Source organism: Heyndrickxia sp. NPDC080065 (genome assembly GCF_050281185.1).
GTDB lineage: Bacteria > Bacillota > Bacilli > Bacillales > Bacillaceae_C > Heyndrickxia.
In genome coordinates this window covers 37,323-57,851 of sequence record NZ_JBNNWS010000010.1, presented here as the reverse complement: position 1 = coordinate 57,851, position 20,529 = coordinate 37,323, and the positions used below count along the sequence as shown (strand labels likewise).

The 20,529-nt window shown below is 33.1% G+C and carries 22 protein-coding genes and 1 pseudogene; 3 read left to right on the top strand and 20 right to left on the bottom strand.

The window, feature by feature from the left end; translation table 11 throughout:
* Positions 1-52 precede the first annotated feature (52 nt).
* From ACQKP0_RS13455 to ACQKP0_RS13445, 3 genes and pseudogenes are all read right to left on the bottom strand, one after another.
* The gene (locus ACQKP0_RS13455; RefSeq protein ID WP_427406369.1) at positions 53-1,402 is read right to left on the bottom strand and encodes an FAD-dependent oxidoreductase; all 1,350 of its coding nucleotides are present in this window, start codon (positions 1,400-1,402) and stop codon (positions 53-55) included.
* 48 nt (positions 1,403-1,450) lie between these two features.
* On the bottom strand, positions 1,451-2,434 hold the full coding sequence (locus ACQKP0_RS13450) for a serine hydrolase domain-containing protein (protein WP_427406368.1): 984 nt from the start codon (positions 2,432-2,434) through the stop codon (positions 1,451-1,453).
* 90 nt (positions 2,435-2,524) lie between these two features.
* Positions 2,525-2,969: pseudogene (locus ACQKP0_RS13445) on the bottom strand (GNAT family N-acetyltransferase).
* A 93-nt stretch (positions 2,970-3,062) separates the two neighbouring features.
* Here ACQKP0_RS13445 and ACQKP0_RS13440 point away from each other — a divergent pair.
* A complete protein-coding gene (locus ACQKP0_RS13440; protein ID WP_427406367.1) occupies positions 3,063-3,536 on the top strand; it encodes a low molecular weight protein-tyrosine-phosphatase in 474 nt (157 codons plus the stop codon).
* Positions 3,537-3,614: 78 nt separating this feature from the next.
* On the opposite strand, the gene ACQKP0_RS13435 is transcribed toward ACQKP0_RS13440, so the two are convergent.
* Together ACQKP0_RS13435 and ACQKP0_RS13430 are read right to left on the bottom strand one after the other, a co-directional pair.
* Entirely contained in the window at positions 3,615-4,829 is a 1,215-nt protein-coding gene (locus tag ACQKP0_RS13435) for a hypothetical protein (protein ID WP_427406366.1), read from the bottom strand.
* A gap of 156 nt (positions 4,830-4,985) precedes the next feature.
* A complete protein-coding gene (locus ACQKP0_RS13430; RefSeq protein WP_427406365.1) occupies positions 4,986-5,744 on the bottom strand; it encodes a GNAT family N-acetyltransferase in 759 nt (252 codons plus the stop codon).
* Between the two features lie 515 nt (positions 5,745-6,259).
* Here ACQKP0_RS13430 and ACQKP0_RS13425 point away from each other — a divergent pair.
* Entirely contained in the window at positions 6,260-7,780 is a 1,521-nt protein-coding gene (locus ACQKP0_RS13425) for a multicopper oxidase family protein (RefSeq protein ID WP_427406364.1), read from the top strand.
* A gap of 34 nt (positions 7,781-7,814) precedes the next feature.
* On the opposite strand, the gene ACQKP0_RS13420 is transcribed toward ACQKP0_RS13425, so the two are convergent.
* From ACQKP0_RS13420 to ACQKP0_RS13405, 4 genes are read right to left on the bottom strand one after another with little or no spacing between them, the layout of a single operon-like run.
* The gene (locus tag ACQKP0_RS13420; protein WP_427406531.1) at positions 7,815-8,261 is read right to left on the bottom strand and encodes a DinB family protein; all 447 of its coding nucleotides are present in this window, start codon (positions 8,259-8,261) and stop codon (positions 7,815-7,817) included.
* A gap of 57 nt (positions 8,262-8,318) precedes the next feature.
* Positions 8,319-8,660, bottom strand: a complete 342-nt coding sequence (locus ACQKP0_RS13415; RefSeq protein WP_427406363.1) for an SdpI family protein — start codon at positions 8,658-8,660, stop codon at positions 8,319-8,321.
* Position 8,661: 1 nt separating this feature from the next.
* Positions 8,662-8,808, bottom strand: coding sequence for a hypothetical protein (locus ACQKP0_RS13410; RefSeq protein WP_427406362.1), 147 nt, complete (start codon positions 8,806-8,808; stop codon positions 8,662-8,664).
* A gap of 9 nt (positions 8,809-8,817) precedes the next feature.
* On the bottom strand, positions 8,818-9,567 hold the full coding sequence (locus ACQKP0_RS13405; protein ID WP_427406361.1) for a CPBP family intramembrane glutamic endopeptidase: 750 nt from the start codon (positions 9,565-9,567) through the stop codon (positions 8,818-8,820).
* Between the two features lie 139 nt (positions 9,568-9,706).
* On the opposite strand from ACQKP0_RS13405, the gene ACQKP0_RS13400 reads away from it, so the two are divergent.
* Positions 9,707-9,874 carry a hypothetical protein gene (locus ACQKP0_RS13400; protein WP_427406360.1) on the top strand — a complete coding sequence of 56 codons (168 nt, stop codon included), beginning with the start codon at positions 9,707-9,709 and terminating at the stop codon, positions 9,872-9,874.
* Positions 9,875-9,957: 83 nt separating this feature from the next.
* Here ACQKP0_RS13400 and ACQKP0_RS13395 read toward each other — a convergent pair whose 3' ends face one another.
* The 11 genes from ACQKP0_RS13395 to ACQKP0_RS13345 all read right to left on the bottom strand — a co-directional run bounded on the left by ACQKP0_RS13395 (position 9,958) and on the right by ACQKP0_RS13345 (position 20,431).
* Positions 9,958-10,308, bottom strand: a complete 351-nt coding sequence (locus ACQKP0_RS13395; RefSeq protein ID WP_427406359.1) for a VOC family protein — start codon at positions 10,306-10,308, stop codon at positions 9,958-9,960.
* Between the two features lie 128 nt (positions 10,309-10,436).
* Positions 10,437-13,025, bottom strand: coding sequence for an ABC transporter permease subunit (locus ACQKP0_RS13390; protein ID WP_427406358.1), 2,589 nt, complete (start codon positions 13,023-13,025; stop codon positions 10,437-10,439).
* Entirely contained in the window at positions 13,012-13,908 is an 897-nt protein-coding gene (locus ACQKP0_RS13385) for an ABC transporter ATP-binding protein (protein WP_427406357.1), read from the bottom strand. The genes ACQKP0_RS13390 and ACQKP0_RS13385 overlap by 14 nt, the downstream gene beginning before the upstream one ends.
* Positions 13,909-14,477: 569 nt before the next feature.
* Positions 14,478-14,654: a hypothetical protein gene (locus ACQKP0_RS13380; protein ID WP_427406356.1), complete on the bottom strand. Its 177-nt coding sequence runs from the start codon at positions 14,652-14,654 to the stop codon at positions 14,478-14,480.
* Positions 14,655-15,027: 373 nt separating this feature from the next.
* Entirely contained in the window at positions 15,028-15,504 is a 477-nt protein-coding gene (locus tag ACQKP0_RS13375; RefSeq protein WP_427406355.1) for a DMT family transporter, read from the bottom strand.
* Between the two features lie 18 nt (positions 15,505-15,522).
* Complete coding sequence (locus ACQKP0_RS13370) at positions 15,523-16,221, bottom strand: Crp/Fnr family transcriptional regulator (RefSeq protein ID WP_427406354.1); 699 nt, start codon at positions 16,219-16,221, stop codon at positions 15,523-15,525.
* 14 nt (positions 16,222-16,235) lie between these two features.
* Positions 16,236-16,661, bottom strand: coding sequence for a DMT family transporter (locus ACQKP0_RS13365; RefSeq protein ID WP_427406353.1), 426 nt, complete (start codon positions 16,659-16,661; stop codon positions 16,236-16,238).
* Between the two features lie 131 nt (positions 16,662-16,792).
* Positions 16,793-17,353: an HAD-IIIA family hydrolase gene (locus ACQKP0_RS13360; RefSeq protein WP_427406352.1), complete on the bottom strand. Its 561-nt coding sequence runs from the start codon at positions 17,351-17,353 to the stop codon at positions 16,793-16,795.
* A gap of 26 nt (positions 17,354-17,379) precedes the next feature.
* Entirely contained in the window at positions 17,380-17,610 is a 231-nt protein-coding gene (locus ACQKP0_RS13355) for a hypothetical protein (protein WP_427406351.1), read from the bottom strand.
* A gap of 90 nt (positions 17,611-17,700) precedes the next feature.
* Positions 17,701-18,081: a VOC family protein gene (locus ACQKP0_RS13350; RefSeq protein WP_427406350.1), complete on the bottom strand. Its 381-nt coding sequence runs from the start codon at positions 18,079-18,081 to the stop codon at positions 17,701-17,703.
* A gap of 328 nt (positions 18,082-18,409) precedes the next feature.
* Positions 18,410-20,431 carry an acyltransferase family protein gene (locus ACQKP0_RS13345; RefSeq protein ID WP_427406349.1) on the bottom strand — a complete coding sequence of 674 codons (2,022 nt, stop codon included), beginning with the start codon at positions 20,429-20,431 and terminating at the stop codon, positions 18,410-18,412.
* Between the last annotated feature and the right edge of the window lie 98 nt (positions 20,432-20,529).

Here is a 20,529-nt window from a genome sequence, read left to right as displayed (position 1 = left end):
TTTAAACCTATAAGTTAATCGAATCTATTTTCTCCAAACTTTTTCCTCAATTTTATTTGCCACAAGTTCGGCCGCTTTTCACCGTGCAAGTTATTTCGTTTTGAATTTGGTTTTGCCTGTCTCGAAGTGCAAAAAATGGGAGCTCTGTTATTGATGGATGGGCTCCAAAAAATGATTGGACTTGGCTGATGGTTGCTTTTAATTTAATCATTAATGAAATCGTAGTAATGATGTCCTTTGCTTGATGACCTATACAGGTACCCCCAATAATAGTTCCATCTTTATTCCAAACGATTTTAATAAAACCGTCTCTTTTGTTATCCATAAACGCACGAAAATTCCGTTTTTCATAAGGAACTTTAATAAAATCTACTTCTTCGTTACTCGTAGTAACATATCCTACTGTTGCTACTTGTGGATTTTCATTAAAAGCTAATGGAAGTGTGTTTGGATCAATTGGATCTGTATTTTGATTGAGTGCATGCAATGTAGCAACACGGGCCATTGCTAAAGCTTGTGTGACAGTATAAGAATGGGGCATCCGCGCATCACCAATTATATATATCGATTCATTGTCACTCTGACCAAATGGATTTGAATCAATTGATCCTGTATGATTCATTTGAAGGTTCGCATGCTCCATTTGTAATTGATCTAGATTTGAACGAAAACCTAGTGTAATAAATGCTGTTTCCGCTTCAAAAACTTTTCCATCCTCCCGAACTGCCCTTACTATATTTCCACAATTGTTTAATTCCTTAACCCACGTGCCTCTCTCAATTTTCACCCCATTATTAGAATAATAGGAGATGAGATATTCAGTAATGTCTTCATCGAATAGTTGATTTCGTTTTTCCGGAAGTAACCAGGTCACTTGAATGTTTAGTTGGATATAAAGATTTACCATTTCATATCCAATTGGTCCATCCCCAATGACAATAATTGAAGCTGGGATATAGTTCATTTCATAAAGATTACGAAAGGAAAAAATCCTCTTTCCATCTGGTTGAATCGACTCCGGAAAAACTGGCCGTGATCCATTAGCAATAATTATCTTTTTGCTAGTAATAATCGTTGTTTCTCCACTATCATGAACAATCTTGACTGAATGACTATTTTGAAAAGCAGCTGTTCCAAATAATATTTGAACCCCTGCGTTCACAAGCAAATTTTTTTGCTGTACTTCCCATTCCTTATTAATGTTATCCACAGATGGTAGTGAAAAGGATTGATGTTTTTTAATTTCCTCAACATTTGCAAGAAAAATATTGGTATAGCCTGCCTTCCACTCACAAACATTCCCCTTAGTAACTAAAGTGACATGGTTCGCATACCTGCTTGCCGTTAAAGCAGCTTCAACTCCGGAAGGTCCTCCACCAATAATTAAAATGTCCGTATCCATATAGAATCTCCCCCTTTTTTGGGACATTAGACCTGACCCCATGTCCCATTAAGTCAATATTTTTCTTACGTCTCTTGTTAATGCAGCACCGCCGTTATCATTATTTGCAAGGACTATAAAAATGTACCCTTCGTTTGGGAATATATCTAATCGATTATTGACTCCTGGAAATCCTCCATCATGACCAACAATTTGGAACCCATTAATAGTTTCCACAAAAAAACCGTATCCGTAACCTAATGTTGAATGATCATCCGTGTACACATTTTCTTTTTCCGTAATAACCTTATTAGTCTGTTCAGTACTAATTAATTCATTATTTAATAATCCTTTAGAAAACTTCCATAAATCAATAATAGTTGAAAATGCACCACCTGCTGGCGAACCTTTTGCACTCATTGATAGATTATCTGTCTTTACTTCATGGAATGAACCATCAAATTGAAAATTAGTATATCCAATAGCCAGTTGTTGGTTTTCACCGTCTATTTCATAAAAATCAGTATCATTCATATTTAATGGTTGGAATATATTTTCTTTTACAAATTCAAAGTAACTTACATTTGAGATACTTTCTATTATTAACCCTAATACTATAAAACCTCCGTTACTATATTGAAATCTTGTGCCTGGATCAAAGTGGAGTTTATCCTCTATAAACAATGGAAGATAATCTGAAACATTTTTTAGGTTTGTTCTATTTACTAAATATTTCTCATTAAAATAATCTCCCATACCGGAAGAATGGGTTAATAATTGATGAATCGAAATATTATCAAAAGGAAAATCAGGAATATATTGTATTACAAAGTCATTAAAAGACAATTTCCCTTGCTCTTCTAAAATTGCTATTGCTATACCAGTAAACATTTTATTTAATGAAGCTAAGTTGAATTTTGTATCGATAGTATTTAAAATTCCTTTTTCTATATTTGCCATTCCAAACGCTTGATTGTACAATATTTTATCTTTGTCAGCTAATAGTACAGAACCTGAAAATCTATCCTTTGCTACTAAATTTTCAACGGACAATTTTAGTTGATTAATAACTTCTTGCTTCTTGATCTTTAAAATAACCCCTCACCCTTTATCAATTTTTAAAATAATTTAAAGAGAAAAATTTTAGAATACTTTAACTTTCATAAGAGGTAAGTTCCGGTTAGGAAATACTGTAGAAAGTAACTCCAATTCTTTCTGCTCCCATTTTCAAGTAAAAACCTTCAGCATTTGGATCACTGTCAAGTGTAAATTCTTTCAAGTTTAATTCCTTAGCTTTATGTAGTAAATCCTCCCATAATACCTTACCAAGACTTTTACCTATATAATCAGGATCAATAAACAACGCTTCTAGTTTTTCTTCTTTTATAGAGAAACAATAAAAAGCAACTATCTTACTACCAATCTCCATTACAAAAACAGGATTTTTTTCAATAAATTCTTTAGTGACTGTTAAATCCTCTTTGCAACTTTTCAAAAATTCCTCAGAATATCCCCAGTAAGCTTTAGAATGATAAGCAATAGTACTAAGAACATGATTATCTGTCGATTTAGCTTTTCTAATGATCAAAATTAGACCTCCTTATAGCTGGGACATTGTACCTGACCCCATGTCCCATTTCTTGATTCTTACGATATAATGATTCATAAAGGAGCTGATAACATGATTAACGTCTTATTCGTATGCTTAGGTAACATTTGCCGCTCACCAATGGCAGAAGCACTCTTTCGAGATATGGTTGAAAAAGAAAATTTAAAGAATAAAATAACAGTCGCTTCCGCAGCTACAAGTTCATGGCATATTGGAGATCCTCCACATTCTGGAACTCTTTCTATTTTAAAACAATATAGTATCTCAACTGAAGGCCTTATTGGAAGTCAGATAAAAAAAGATGATTTTGAGAAATACGATTACATAATAGGAATGGACCAAAGTAACATAACGAATATTTATAAAATAACTGGCCAACCTAATCATCCGAAAATTTTTCGCCTACTCGATTTAACAGAGGACAATAAGGATGTTCCTGACCCTTACTACACGGGTGATTTTCAAGAAACTTATGATCTTATTTCGAAAGGCTGTCGGTCTTTATTAAAGAAAATTGTAATTGAACATCATTTAAATAATAATTAAGCTCGTCAGAAAAGTTTTTTCCTCAGAGATTGTTTACTATACGATACAGTAAACAATCTCTATTAGATAAATGTGCATTTAATTATTACTTTTTAATTCTAACTTTTTTTTGTTATAATACGCAGCATACGCTTTTGATAGCTTATCAATTGGACCGTATGTTTTTTCCATCGCATTGATTGCTCTTTTAAAGATAATTTTCTCTTTATTTTCATTATCATTTTCAATGATATCTTCTTTTTTTAGTTCACTTAGCATTTCTAAATATTTATCTAATCCAAAAGTTGTTATCAAATAATTAGTCACTAAATACCCCAAACTATAAATATCAATGGAACCATCTGTATAATTCGTATTTAAATAGCTAATTGGTTTAAATGATTTAATATTTTTTAATAGGATTGTTTCTCTTTCTGTTGATGCCCCCTCCAAATTAAAAGTGATTTCTCCGGATGGCTCTTTTGTAATCGCATCGGAAATAAACATCGCTAGACCTTCCTGCATAAAATTGGGTGCATTATCATTGGTAATCTCTGCAAGCATTGTGTGAACTACCTCATGCTTCATCAATCCAAAAGTGATGTCTGTGTTGTTTGTTTCCACCAGGAATTTAAGTGATAACAATGACAAACTAACCCCATACAATGACTCCCAAGGTACTGAGGCAGAAAGTTCCTCAAGAGAGTCATAAAGTTTAATATTTACTTCCTTTGGATCCCAAGGAAACTTTTCCATATATACATTAACTATTTTTCGAACATCAGCTAAGACAGCTTCCGCTTGATTTTTTAAAGAAGGCAAATAGTAAAGTTGGATAGGACCATCTGATCTTTTCATAAATGGTAGATCGTCCATTTTCCAGTTACCATCAATCTTTATAATCGGATAAGTAATATGATTGCTATATTTCTTTTTCTGTTTTTTCATATTAATTTCTAATTCTATACTCCCTTTATCCGGCGATGAAATATTAATATCTTTTATGACTTCATCAAAATTCCATCCCTCTTTTCTCTTTTGCATCACCCCTAGCAGCCATGCTTCCTGTTCTCTGCAGAAAAGTTTATTCGCATCATTTTGAAAAGATAAAAATTGTTCCTTATTATGCTCATTCACCGCTAGAATCATTTTTTCAAAGTAATCCTTTGCTGCTTGTTGTTCTCTTTTAATCTCTTCTGTTGTCATAACAGGTGCTTTTTTATTTTGCTTCTGCTTCACATTAGTACTAGATTGTAAGTGACAACCGCTCAGAAATACTACAAAAACAACAATTACTATGGCTAACTTTTTCATCTTTTCCCCCTGAACTATTTTTTCTCACATGTTTGTCTAGAATATTAACTTTCTATAAATAAATTTTCGCTTTAACATATGTCAATACTAAAATCTTTTATTAGTTCTCTTACTTGTTTGTCGGAAAACTTTATAAAAAATATGAATCTAGCTAAATCATAATTTTTTCAAACTTTTAATTACTGAATTCACAGTTAGTCGATGAAAAGTAATGAGCTGCTTTTTATAAATAACTGAAAAAATACCATATGGTGTCGGTGACAGCCTCATTAATTCTTCTCTATTTTTCAAATCAATGATTTCTGCCTTTATGCCAAGTTTTTCAGCACCTTCTAAAACGTTTTGTGTAGCTATATCTACATATGGACATTGAAAGGTTCGTAAAATTGTTAACTCATTAAAATGTTTTAGTCGCTCATCCCAATTAGATGGAAAATATGGAGGTAGTGCATCCATCTGACACTCGTATACTAACAGCTCAAATCCAAACGGAGCATTATCAATTATTTTAAAACCATTTTTAAGAAAAATGTCCTTACTTGGTGTCCAAGAGGTTTCAGAATTGGTCATCACAGCAATACCTGCTTTATTCCTTTTTTTAGCCTCCTCTATACAATGACTGATGAGTTTCGATCCATATCCTTTACCTGTTACACTTACCCATAAACAATGTATTACTAAATAATGCTCTGCATAAACAACTCTTGAAGAGAATTCCGCTTCTGTGTACTCGATAAATCCAACTGGCTTTTTATTCTCAAACAATTGCACATATTTTAATCCTTCTTCAAATCGATCATTCAACCATTTATTTTTATTTATATACCCTTGAGACTGTTTCTTACTTCTAAGACAAAAGCTTCCCTTACCTTCTAGAATCTCATGATCCAACTCTACTAATTGTACATTTTCCAAAAAAGCCCACTCCTTTCCTTCTCATTATTATTTCTATTTAAAAGATTCATTTACCTTTAATGAAATTAATAATGATTACAAAAAAACGGTTCTTATTTGTCAGACTTGAGGTTATAAAAAATCGATAAAAAAAGAAGTATTAATTGTAGATGATGTGGAGACAATTACAAATGTTTTAGCTTTTTATTTTAGGATGTTTTCGTAAAGTTTGTTGCATTTTAGTGATATTTTATTAACAATCTGAGTTGATTGTAGCGGAGGGCACTTGACTCCTGCGGGAAAAAGAGGAAAGTGGGAGACCCCACAGGCGGTAACGCCGAGGAGGCTCCCATCCCTCCCCGGGGAAAGCAAGTGTCTGGAGCTGAAATCAACGGACTAAGTTTATAGTCTAAAAACAACAATTTATACGAAAAGAGCCTTATTTTAAAAATGATGAGTCAAAACTTTATTGCCAGAATTGGTGGGTTAGCCATTCATTTAGTCAGATACTAATTTACGAAAGGAATGGTTGTTATTTGAAAAAATTAAAAATAAGTTACGTGATAGTTAGTTTAGGTTTATTAACTGCATGCAGCCAAGATGGTTCCAATTCTAGTAAGAAAAATATGAATGGAATGGACCACTCATCCATGAAAATGGGAGAAATGGATCACTCCACGATGAAGAATGAGGAGATGGATCATTCAACCATGAATATGAGCCACGAATCTACAGCGGAACTACAAAGCAGTCTTGGTAAAAATGAATTAACATTACCCAAAGTATTAAAACCTGATCAGGAAGATACCAATAATGTTTCATATACCATTCGTGCACAACAAGGAAAGGCGGAAATATTAGATGGAACAAAAACAGCTACTTATGGCTATAACGGAAATTTCTTAGGTCCTATCATTCGTGTAAAAAAAGGAATAAACGTGAAAATTCATTTAATCAATGATTTAAATGAAGAAACTACTTTTCATTGGCATGGTCTTGAAGTACCTGGCTATGCAGATGGTGGTCCACATAAAGTATTAAAACCTGGTGAAACAGAAACGATTCACTTTACTGTTCAACAAAATGCAGCTACCCTCTGGTTTCATCCGCATCCGATGCATAAAACAGGGAAACAGGTTTTTATGGGTCTAGCAGGGTTACTTTATATTGATGACAGTCATAGTGAGCAATTAAATATTCCAAAGACATATGGAGAAAATGATTTCCCTCTTATTCTTCAGGACAAAACATTCACCGCTGACAAACAACTAGATTATGAAAAAGTAATGAATGAAGATGGCACAACAGGAGATACCTTATTGATTAACGGAGTTGTCAACCCGAAACTAACCGTTAATCGCACAAGCGTTCGCCTACGTATTTTAAATGGCTCCAATATGAGGAACTACAAATTACGATTTGATAACGGAATGGATTTCCAACAAATTGCGAGTGATGGGGGATTTTTAAATAAACCAAATGCATCGAAAGAAATAGAAGTCGCTCCTTCCGAACGAGTGGAATTAATTGTGGATTTTTCAAAGATAAAAGGTGATAAAGTGGCACTTGTAAATGAAGATGGCACAACGATTTTACCAATTCATATAATTGAGAAGAAAAAAATTTCTAACACAGCAGATGTACTCAATAACCTTTCAATCTCTGACAAGGTTAAAAATGCTAAAATATCGAAAAAAATCAAATTAACCGGGATGGGGAAAGATGTGACCATCAACGGCAAAAAATTCGATCCGAATCGAATCGATTTCACCCAAAAACAAAATGAAACCGAAGTTTGGGAAATAGAAAATCTGAAAGATTCCATGGGCGGTATGAAACATCCATTTCACATTCATGGCACACAATTCCAAGTTATTTCGATTGACGGAAAAGAACCGCCAGCCAATTTATCCGGTCTCAAAGATACCATCACCCTAGAACCAGGGCAAAAAGCAAAACTAGCCGTTACATTCACCCAAAAGGGCACCTACATGTTCCACTGCCACATTCTCGAACACGAAGACAATGGCATGATGGGTCAAATAAAAGTGAATTAGGGACGCGGGGTCTGGTCCCTTGTCCCTACCACTATTATTTAAAAATCTGACCTTTTAAATGATGTTCCATATGTTCAAGATAATCTTGGATTAACCACTCTAAATTCTTAATTTGCTGATTACCTAGATCACATTGGTATGCTAGTTTTTCACATGGTACCTTCTCAATAACTTTTACTATTTGTTTATTTAAACTTGTCCAAAGATCAATAATCTCTTCAATAGGTGTATCTTGATAGTTTTGCAGCTCAACCCATTGATCTTGATTATACGGGCTTAGAACGAATGGTAGTTTTTCATATTGGATTTTGATAAATCTTTCGAGATTGTTAATCGCAGAATCACATAAGTGACCTAGTATCTCTTTTTTGGACCATTTATTAGGCAGTGGTCTTTTTGACACGTCAGCTTCAGACATTTGATTAAATTCTTCCGGAACTTTTATAATCCACTGATTTAATCTCTCTATAATATTTTGTATACTTTTCCTCCTGCCTAACATGTAAATTTTTCATAACTCTATGTATCTATTTAGTAATTATTCCTCTAAAACCTTTAACTTTTTCTCCACCTTAATAATCATATAAATAATCAAACCAATCATAAGAACAACAATAGCAAACATCGTAAATGGAGATTTAAATAACAGACTAATAACACTTCCAATTACAATCACGTAATAACCATTTTTCTTCATTATTTCTGCGCTGTATTTATTCCCAGCATTCCATAAGTCGATATTTTTCATTGAACGACGAGTTCGATATCCAAATACTGCATTAATATCTGTTGGCGGATATTTCTCCAAAATAACAGCAGATAGAATAAAGATGATTCCTATTACCAAACTTAATCCTATATTTATAATTGCAAACTCCAAATTACTCTTCCCCTTTTTTTTCTTCAGGAGGCAGTTTATACACTACATTCCCATCTCCATCTAAAAATTCCATCCTTGGAACATCATTTTCATCAATGACCATCTGTATACGCGGCTTTCCTTTACTGTCTGATAATTGAACAGACACTAAAAAAATTTAACTCACATTCCTTAATTCTCGCAGAATATTCTCTCTTTTATTTGTGCGTTTCCATAATATAATAGTAAATACTATAAGAATAGCGATAATAATATAAGCAACATAAATGTTTCCTTCCACTTTCCCCATAAAATTCAAGAAATTATTAAATCCGTGAAAGGTAATTGTTAGCATTATGGATTGATTATTGATAATTAGTAAAGAAAGTACAAGCCCTACCAAGAAAGCATAAATAATTTGCAAGATAGTATCCTCAAGCGACTGCCCTCCAAGAAGCTGCAAGGAATGAGTAATACCAAAAAGGAAGCTAGAGATTAAAACAGACTTTTTCATCCCTTTGGATAATAATATTTTAAGCATAAAGCCGCGAAAAAATGTTTCTTCAATGAAAGCAACAACAAAAAATTGCATAATGAACATTAGAAGCAAATTCATCATAGATGAAGTGTTCAAGCCTTTATTTCCAACCATTATAACTAGCAAGACAAGGAGAAGAGGAGAAAATAGTAATATACTAGTTTTCGTTATTTTTTTACTAAAGAAATAATGATTCCATTTCTTCTTTAATAACAGATATACAAATATCCCTGCAGCTAATGGAACTAAACCAATAAATTGCAGTAATGGGCTAGATGGCTCTTTTATGGTAGAGTATGCTCCATTAATCGTATAAAAAGCATTAATAAAATCTCTAACCCGATAATTTTCAAAACCATATTTTTGTTCATCAACAAGCCTTCTTTCCATTTGGTCAATTATTCATGGTAATTATATACTATTATCCGGAAATTGATAAGAATATTAAGAGAATTTTGTACTGAAACCAAAACTCTAAAATGAAACCTTTTATTCTCACCATTCGTAAAATTATCTGAGGTGATTAAACATGGTTAATACTGGAGATTTGGCTTTCCAAATTTTTATGATTTTGGTGCTAGTAATTCCAATCTTTCTTGTAGTACTATTAATTATTTCACTTGTAAAAAGAAATAAGAGACTATCAAGAATTGAAGAGAAGCTTGATAAATTAATGAATGATCAAGATAAAAAATAAAAAAAGCCAACATATCGTTGACTTCTTGTAAAACATGAGTGTTCATATACTCTTTCTACGAAAATCTATTATCAAATCCTTGGTTAATGATGAGAAAGAATATTGATGAGTTTTCCAAATGGGTCACGGACATAGAACCGCCTGACTCCCCAAGATTCATTGACTGGACCATATTCAATTGGAAACCCAGCTTTCTTCATATTTTCAAATGTTTCATCTATATTATCGACTTCAATTGAAAGATCAGGTGTAGGTGTTAGTGAACCTCCCTCAGAAGCAAAGCTAATTTGAACACTCATCTCCTCGCTCGAGCCATAAGTTGCAATCCATCCATGGTTCATTAGCAAATTAAGTCCAAGAATATCCTGATAAAAGCTTTTAGCTGCATCAAGATTTTGAGTACTTATATTGGCGACAATTCGTTTGACCGTCATTTTATCCTCCTAAGATTTTTTGGGTAAAAAAGCCTTTCCACTTCGCGTGTTTAAATAAGTTGATTTATGTAGTTCTTTAAGATATTCCTGCAAAACCAAGACTAAATCCTAAAAAGTTTATAATATACTCAATTTTTTTCCACACTAGGCATGGTAGAAGATATATTTTTGAAATTAGTATGTTTCCGTACGGATCTTTGAAACCATATTAAGCCAGCTCCTAAAAATATAATTGAACTTATCATTAATACACCTAGACCAGTCCAAGTTTGGATGGCGCTATTATTTAGTAAAGATGCTAATTCTCCATTTGCAATTTTCCCTACATTTAAGTATGTAAACGGAGACATATGGGCTATGGATGAAGCTAATGGACTAATACTTGCAAAGTAACCACCTATTGTTAGAGTAAGTGTAATTGTAAAAGATCCAATGATATTGTTAGTAAAGGAAGAAATGAATAATGAGATTGAAATGATAAACAATACCACACACAAGAATATAAGAACCGTTTCTAGTAAGTATTTTCCCATATTAATAAAGTGGAAACCTCCTTCTTGAGCAGTGATGCCTGTATAATTGGCCGATCTTATTACATCCGAAGTATCATAATGAAGTACAGGAAACGTCCAATCACCAAATCGATTCCCAACCGTACCAAGTATCGCCAATAACAATACTAATCCAATCGCTATTCCTAAAGCTAATAGTAAAGAAATCGCTGATTTCCCTATAAAAATTTTATATCTTGATAATGGTTGTGTTTCTAGAAAGTTGAGTGTACGTTTTTTTCCCTTCTCAGCTGTAAACCCTGACCCAAATAATGAGACGAAGACAATCAATGGGAGCAAAAAGATAAATGAGTTGAAAAATATATACAAATAAAATAAACCTGTATTACCCATTTTAAATGTATTTTTTAGTTGTTCCATTCGATCAATCAGGTTCGGAAAATGATCCTGATCATAGAATGTATACAAGTATTCAGGAGGAAGAACTGGTTTCAAGTTTCGTTCTGCCAATAACTTTTTTTCTTCAATACTTGCTTTAGTCGTAAAAGAACTCACATAACTTTGATAGTTTAAATCAACTGATATTTCCCCATTCCATAACTGGTTTTGGTAAATCCAATATTCATAAAATCTTGGCCAAGCTTTTTTCAAATAAGCATTTAATACTTCCTTCATTTTTTCCAAATCTAATTGATCATTCTCAAAAGTAGATTTTGTTCTTTCTATAGAATTTTTTGTCCCTTCTAATCGAAGCTTTTCGGTCTCATTTAAATGGGTTCCTTTCTTCTCCAATTCATCTACTATATCTTTCTGTTTTTGAAGAAGTTGTTTATGCCATTGTATGTAACCTTTTTGTGATTCTATATTATCTTTCATTTCTGCAATAAAATTCTGATGTTTTTGGTTCGTTAGGTACGTTAAAAATATATACCCTAATGAAAATATAAGCAGTAGCACAATAATAATCTGTTTTGTGCTTCCTTGACGCCATGCTTTCCGCCATTCAAATAGAATGATGGCCAAAAAACCTTTAGACGATGAAAATGTTTGCCCTTTTCGGAAAGGACGTTTAGTTGGCGACTCACTAAAAAATAGCAGTCCCTTTCCTTGTGCGACATAGCAGATAAACAGTACCACGAAGGAATAGGAAAATAATATCCAAATATTTGTAAACCCTAGTGTTTCAGGTCGTTCAATAAGTTCGGTCAAATTAAAATAATAGAATGGATTTAGATAAGTCTGTAATGCATCTATTTGATTGGTCAAAATAAATCCGCATAAAAGGCTGGGGAAACTAACAAGAATCGTACTTAACCTATTTTTAAGTAATATACTGAATAAAATTACAAGACAAAATGCAAAACTTGCTACTCCAATAAAAAGAAGGATAAGTTTGATTAAATATTCACCTGTGGGAATATAGGTAAAACCATTTGAATATTGAACCAATTGAGGATAGGCAAAGCTTCCCGCTTTTCCACCGAACAACAATGGAGCAGCCATACTGAGTGTAAAAAATACCACTAACATAAAGATAGTAATAGTTATCATACTGACATATTTACTCAATAAAATCTGCCATCTTCGTAACGGTTGCGTATACAAGGTTCGAATCGTTTGGTTTTCTAATTCTTCACTCATTTGATCTGCCATTATAAACACAAGAATAAGAACACCAATAACGCTCATGAATAAACTTGCAGCAGATTTCATAAAAATGGGCATAGAAAGCGAGTAATTTTCATCTTCATATGGCAATTGATGTTCTATCAATATAGCATTCTTTATAAGTCTTTTAGAAAACTCATCTCCTTGAAGGGCCTTATATTCACCTCCCAGTTCAAGATGAGTGGTAACCGTTTTCAAAAATGTGTTTTCAATTTTAGGAATGGATTGCCACTCATGATTATCAATGGCACTTTTTAGTTCAGAAATAGCATTTGTCATTTTTACCAGGTTCTCGAAACTTGCTTGAAGTGCTTGGTTTTTAGGGTCCTCTTTCATTTTTGCTTTCAATTGTATAAGCAAATTATTGGCTTCTTGATGATGGGGAGTAAGATTTATATAGGCCCTTTCTATGATTTTATCCTGCATGAGAATATTACGAATCAATACCCCTATGACAAATAGAAGGACAATAAGAAATAGAAGGATCACTTTTTTTCGCCGAATAATTTTTTTAAGTTCAAATTTAAAAAACTTCATCTTTCTTCTCCTTCTCCCCAAAGATTTGCCGATAACGATCTTCCGAGCCAGACACGCGTTTCTCAATATCTACTACTTGAACCCCATTCTCATGGAGGATCATCAATATCTCTTGAAGGGAGTGATTCTTTACTGGAATTCTTAAACGATCATTTTCTATTTTCACCTGGATTTGACATTCCAACAACGGCTTAACAGCTTGATTTTTCTTATCTACAGTGAAAGAATAAACCGTTTCTTCGAACATGGAAAGATCTTCTTCGATTAGTTGCCCTTTTTTTATAAATAAAATATTTGAAGTAACTCGATCAATTTCACCAAGGTTATGTGAAGAAAGTAAAATGGTGGTCCCTTTTTTTAACAACTCCATTAAAAGTTCTCTTACTCGAATGGAGCTTGTTGGATCTAATCCATTTAACGGTTCATCTAAGATCAAAAGTTTCGGTTGATTTATGATAGCCATTGAAAGAAGAAGATGTTGTTTCATTCCTAATGAATAATTTTTTACCTTTTTGTTTAAATAAGATTCATTCCCTATCAATCTAGCAGTTTCTATAATTCTTTCTTTCGGTAATGATTGTACCTCTGCTATAAACTGTAGATGATCATACCCTGTTAAATAATCATATAAAACTGAATGATCCTGCATAAAAGAAGTTTCTTTAAAAATATTAGGATCTGAATTCGGTTTATCAAAAATTCTTATTTCCCCATTATCCGGTTGGAGTATATTGGTAATAATATTCAATAAGGTTGACTTGCCAGATCCATTTGGTCCTACAAGCGCAACGATTTGTGGATTCAGTATCTCAAAAGAAATGTTATCAAGCACTAATTCCCGTCCATAGGATTTTTGTATACTATCAACTTTAAGTATAGACATTATTTCCCCCCTACTAATGAAGTTTTTAAAAAAAGAACTAAGATAAATCTTTCTTAGCTCTGTTAAAAATTAAAACAATATGATGTTAGCTCTGTATTATTGTGACTGGAACATAAACGGAAAAACATACCCAGCATAGATCCGACCCAAGTTGTAGAACTCGTCGCGTACCAGTTCTCTAAATAAGATAACCAAGAAACTTACTATCACTATAATAATATGAATTAAGTGGAAAGCTTTAAAAGGTATTTTATATTCGCATTCCCTTCATTCCTTTTTTTAGTTTTTTTAGATAAAATTACTATTATAATACTACCGCTAAGATCACGTTGAATCAATCAAAATATTCCGTTATTTTTTTATTTTCATAGTATTTTAACGAAAAGTCTAAAGCATTACAAATGTAGCTATGCCGGAGTGATAACGACGAAAGAAAAGTATTCTTTCTACCTTTGTATCTGCGTAGAAATAATATAGATATTTAATTTTATTTCTACAAATGAAGTAACCACCTAACAATTTAGTTGATAGGTGGTCATTAATTGTTTTTGATTAATAATTCATTATAACTATTGAACTCCATCAGTATGTCTATTATCCCCCATCAAATAGTTGGAACTATCTCCTGGTTTAGCATTTGGATGGGTTAATTTAAGGGGATGATTATTGATTTTCTTCCGTTTTCTTTCAATCAGTGATGCAAATGTAATAACCACTAAAACAGAAATAATAATAAACCAAAACATTAGCCCACTTCCTTTATATTTTTTGTGTATCACAGCTCCTACTTTCCTGTTATATAATATGACGATTCAAAAATAAGTTTGTTACAAACTCCTCAATAATCATCAAAAAAAAGCCAACAATTAATTTGTTGACATTATGATCCAAATTTTCGAAAATTCACTCCATGAATTTTCATTTAATTTCATAATCAAGGGAATTAGATCCCATTATAATATCCTTCATAATTTTTTGGGTAAACTGATCATCTAGAAACTTTGCTTTTTGACGACAAGTAGAAGACAATTAAGTTTTTTCCGCTCGAGAATCTATACAAGTCCTGTAATTGTTGAGTTCTACTACTTGATTTAAAAAACTGTTAAACACTTTTAGACCTTACAGTCCTTTATTCTTTTCTTTAACTTCTTCTTTCAGAATTAACGATGGCTTCAATTTAAACACAATGATCCCTGCAATCATTATTCCGAGGCCAAGGAATTTGTTTAAAGAAAAAGGAATAGGGATAAAGTCGAACCAGCCAAATGTGTCAATGAAAACGGCTAATGTAAGCTGAGCAACAAGAATAATAGATACGGCGTAAGCGGGTCCAAGATGTCGAATAGCTTGCATAATGCAGTAGACTAGTATGACCCCGAAGACACCGCTTAATAGATAGATCTTGTTCATGTGTCCGATATCTAGTAAGTTAGTACCGTCTATAATGATAAAGAGTGGAAGTGATGTAAAAAAACCTAGCCCAAGAACAAGAACGGTAGTAGCCCATAACCCGACCTTTTCACTCACCTTCGTGTTAAAGACAGTTTGAAGACTTATAAAAACGCCGGCAATAATGGCAAATAAGATTCCCTGCATAATATTTAATCCCCTCACTTATTCATATATATTTCCGGCAGCCCTTTCACGCAGTCTTGGCAAATCCTTAATATAAAGGGTTCCTTTTTTTCGTTGAATAATTTCTTCCATACATAGTTTTTGTATGACTCGATTTAAATGACGATAGCTTGTTCCAATAAGGTCTGCTATTTCTGTTATAGTTGACGTTCTCATTTCTTTATGAAACATAGAGCCTTCTCCATCCGAAGAAAGAGACAAGAGATAACTTGCAAGACGAACCTCAACAGAATATAGCATATTCAAACTTGTAGCATGGGATTCTGTATAAAATTTTTGGGTAACAATTTCTAATAAAAATTGCAATAACTCAATTTGATTCGTTTCCATCTTTCTTAAGTCTTCAAAACGCACTCCGATTGCCACACCTTCAGTAACTGCCTCAACAGTGTTAAATATATTCGTTCTCTTTACATATTCTACATCTCCAATTATAGACAACGGAGTTTTGAAACGGACAATTAGTGTCTTTCCTTCTATAGATGTCGTGAAAATTTTAACCTTTCCCTTTACGATGAAAAACATCCGTTCAATAGTGTCTCCTTTTGAACAAAGAATTTCTCCGCTATGAAATTGATAGAGTGATAAGTTTTTCTTTACTTCATCTGAAAAAATCGCACCCAACTCGTATCGGTTTAAATAATACAGGAGCAGGGACTGATCATTTATTTGTTTCATACTTTATCACCTTTTTACAGTTTAAATATGATTATACCTGCTATCATCATAGTCATTCCTATCATTTGTTGATTTGTCACCCGATTCCTCATCATACCGAATAGTCCTTTTGCATCCACGAGAAAGGCGCAAAGCAGCTGAGCAATTAACAGAGTTGCAATACCAAATGACATACCCAGATGATTAATGGCTGTCATTTCCCCAAATACAATCACAACACCAAACATTCCTCCAAACAAATATAAAATAGGAACCTCTCGAAAACCTTTCGGTCTTCCATCCCTTATAAACGAATAAAGGAAGATAGAAAAAATAAAACCGACGAGATGAACAATCGTCGTAATATGCCACGGACTTATTATCTCACTCATTCTTGAGTTAAACACACCTTGTAGAGAAATAAGCACCCCAGCAATAATCGAAAATATAATTCCTTTCACTCATACTCTCTCCTTTTTTAAATAAGAATTTCACAAAAAAGAATCTTTACTTATTAAAATACAGGAGTGAGGAGCTGAGAAAGGACAAATGTCCCTTTTTGATGATTTTTTTCAATGAATGCCAATAAAACTCATTTGTACTTTCCCTTATCAAAAAAAAGCAACCAATTAACCGCATCTCCCAAATCACTTGCTATATAATCGGGAGTCACTTCTGCCCAATGTCCAAAGAATTCGTTATTTATGTATTTATTCCACTCATCTTTGCCAGCACCAGTTTTTACTAAAATCTTGCTGCATCCCGCCTCATCAGCAGCAAGTAAATCAGTCCATCGATCTCCGATAACAACACAACGACTTAAATCTAAGTGATTTTCTCTGGCAGCCTTTAATAACATTCCTGCAGAAGGCTTCCTACAATGACAGCCTTCACCATGTTGATGTGGACAAATATACACTTTATCAAAGCCTAATCTAGTAAGTTCAATTTCAAAATCCTCTTTAGTCGCCCCCCTTTTTCCAATTCCCGGTTGATTCGTAAAAGAAAAGACCTTTATATTTGAACGTTTTAATTGCTTAATTGCATCTAAAGCATAAGGGAACAATTCAAAATCTCCAGGATAAACGACGTTGTCGCCACCTCCAATCGTTCCATCTCGATCGATAAAAACAGCTTGAAACGAACCTAACATCTACAAACATCTCCTCTCAAAAGGCGTTAGCTAAAAATATTTATAAAAATGACTACCAATACAAGCATAAACATACAACCAAACATCATATAACCAATTATTTGAATACCTTTTGGAAGAGTACTTAATTGAAAACTGTTCCTTTTAGGTACCAGCCCTTCAATTCGCTGCAAATCCTCTAATGGTGAAAATAGCTTTTCATCATCGACATGCTGATCATCCTCAGTCTGTGTTTCATGAAATTTGTTAGTTTTCATTTCTTCACCTCGCCATTTTTAATTATTTGTTCATTACCTACATTATAAAAACTAAGCATAGGAGGAAGTCCACGAATATTTATCTTCCTCTTATGATTCTTTATTTCCCACTGCTATCCATCTTCCATCAATATCCTCAAAGACAAATTCTTTATTATTATAATCAGTCGAGGTAAGTGAACGTATGATCTTCACTCCTAATGATGTAAATTCCTTTTCAATTTCTTCTTGTGATTCCGAAATAAAGTAAGCGTCATAACCATATCCATGTTGAATCCTGTTAGGGATTAAGACCTTATTATTCGATTGAGTCAACACTATTTCTAGCATATCGCGATAGAGACATATATGTGGTTCTAACGACTCAAGATAAAAAACAGCTTTAAAACCTAATTGCTCATAATAATTAGCTGTTTTTTGAAGATTAGGAGTAGGGAATATTTGTAGTGAATGAGACAATCCTTTATTCATTTATTATTTCCTCCAAACAATTTATCCATAAAGTATAGTCAATTTTTGTGTTATCCTTTCAAACAAGAAGCCTTTCTTGATAAACTACTCAGCATTGAAAATTTACTGACTCTATTTTTTTATCTATTTATATTATTCACTTTGAAATTATGAAACTCCTTTATCAATCAAATAATTAAGCACAAGAATATAAAAAACCTAACTTCTCTATTAAAACTGATCGAGAAATTAGGTTTTTATATCAAAAAATATTGTATTCACTTTTTTAAAGATTCTTTTTCATCTTCGTTTTCCTTCTCAAATTATCCTGACCTACTAATCTTTCTTATTATTTTAGACTTAATTGATTAGTTATCGTTCGTTGGATTAAAGATGTTAAAGCTTCAATCCCTATAGGCACTAAATGGACACCGTCAGGAGAGAAATATTCTGGATGATTAATTGCAATAGAATGCCAATCTACCAATGTGATATGTTTATTCTCGTAAGCTTTGTTGGCTAAAGCACGATTCACATTGCTTTCCCATGGACGTGGTACACGTGTGTTCACTAAAAATATTTGTGCTTTCGAAAAAGATCCAAGTAGTGAATCCAACTGAGCATTTGCGAAATACCCATTTGTACCTAACTCAATAATGACTATATTATTTGGACGATTAAAATTTGCATAAGCAGGTGCAAGTTGAGCTGCTTGGAATACCTGCCTTCCAATTTTTGCATCTATCGTGATGTTTGGATATCTTTTATGCAAACTTGATGCAATATCCAGCATAACTGAGTCCCCGATAGCCAACATACCTTCACCATTCTTATAGGCGGATGAAGAGTTTGAATTTGCCTTTTTCTCGTTTTCAGACGTTTCTTTTTTCACCTTTTGTTTTTCTTTATTTTGTTCTGTTTTAGGTCTTACTTCATGTTTAGGCTGCTCTTCTACATTATTATTTAGTATATGTTTTTCATCTTTAGCTGCTTTTTCATCTTGCCCCGTCTTTTCATCTTTCTCTAAAGCTATATTCTCCGTTACTTTCTTTTCTTTTTTATGTTTAGAAAGGTGATCACCATTTTGACTAGAAGGTAACTCCTCGTCATTACTTATTTTGATTTCTGTTGGCGTTTCTTTGTCATTCTTTTGATCTTTGCTTTCTGCAAAACCCGTAATCCCAGCCGTAAATATAAGAAGAACGAGCATTGAAAGTATGGTTGTTGTTTTTTTCATATAGGGAACAGTTCTCCAGTTTCTAAAATTTATATAGAGATACTGTTTAAAAAATAATCGGAATCCTTGTTTGCGAATGGGCATTTCAATAAAACGATATGAAAGTTCAGCGATAATTAATATAAAAACTAATTGTAGGCCAACATGCCAGTATACAGGATTTCCTATTTCATGGACAGGAGTACTTAACACTATGACAGGATAATGCCAAAGATAGATTCCATACGATCTTGTACCTATCCAGCGAAGAGGTTTCCATGAGAGCAGATTTCCTAAAAAACTGCTTGGATGGCAAATACATCCGATCAGTATGGCCGTATTTAAACCTACTAGTAACATGCCTCCTCTATATAGGAACGATTGATATTCGTTTAATGTTAATACAGAAAGAATAAGAATACCGAAAGTTATGAAACTCGTTACATTTAATAAGTTTCCTAATTTCGTAGAAAGATTTTTTGACGAAAGTCTTTTCATTGGCCAAACAAGAGCTAATAAACATCCGGTAAGTAACTCAAATGAACGTGTATCTGTCCCATAATATACACGGCTAGGATCTTTACCTGGTTCATACAGCAGAGCCATTGTTATTGCCGAAACTAACACACCAATAAGAACAATGAATGAAAATTTGCTTCGTTTTTTTAAAAAATAGAATCCCATAATTAATACAATAGGCCATACGATGTAAAACTGTTCTTCTATAGCTAAAGACCATAAATTCTTTAATGGTGAAGGTGATCCAAAACTATCAAAGTAAGAAAGTTTATGAAAGATAAACCACCAATTGCTCGTATAAAAAATAGAAGAAATAGCATCCCCACGTATGGTATTTAATAATTCTCGATTAAACAATACAACCCATACGAATGTAGTAATAATCATTACATAGGCTGCAGGTAATAATCTTCGAACACGACTAATCCAAAAATCGCGTAAATTCAGTTCAATTTGATTTCCTTGTGCCGGTAAAATAATAGATGTGATTAAATAACCTGATAAAACAAAAAAGATGTCAACTCCCAAGAATCCCCCTCTTGCCCAGCTAAAGCTGAAATGGTAAGCAATAACAGAAAGGACAGCGAAAGCTCGAAGTCCATCTAATCCAGGAATATAGCGTTGATTCTTTGCCATGCATAAAAACCTCCTTCTATCTGCAAATACCTCTTGGTGTCTGGAGATGTTACTTCATTGAAAACTACTTATTTTTTCTTTCCGTTAATAGACGTAAT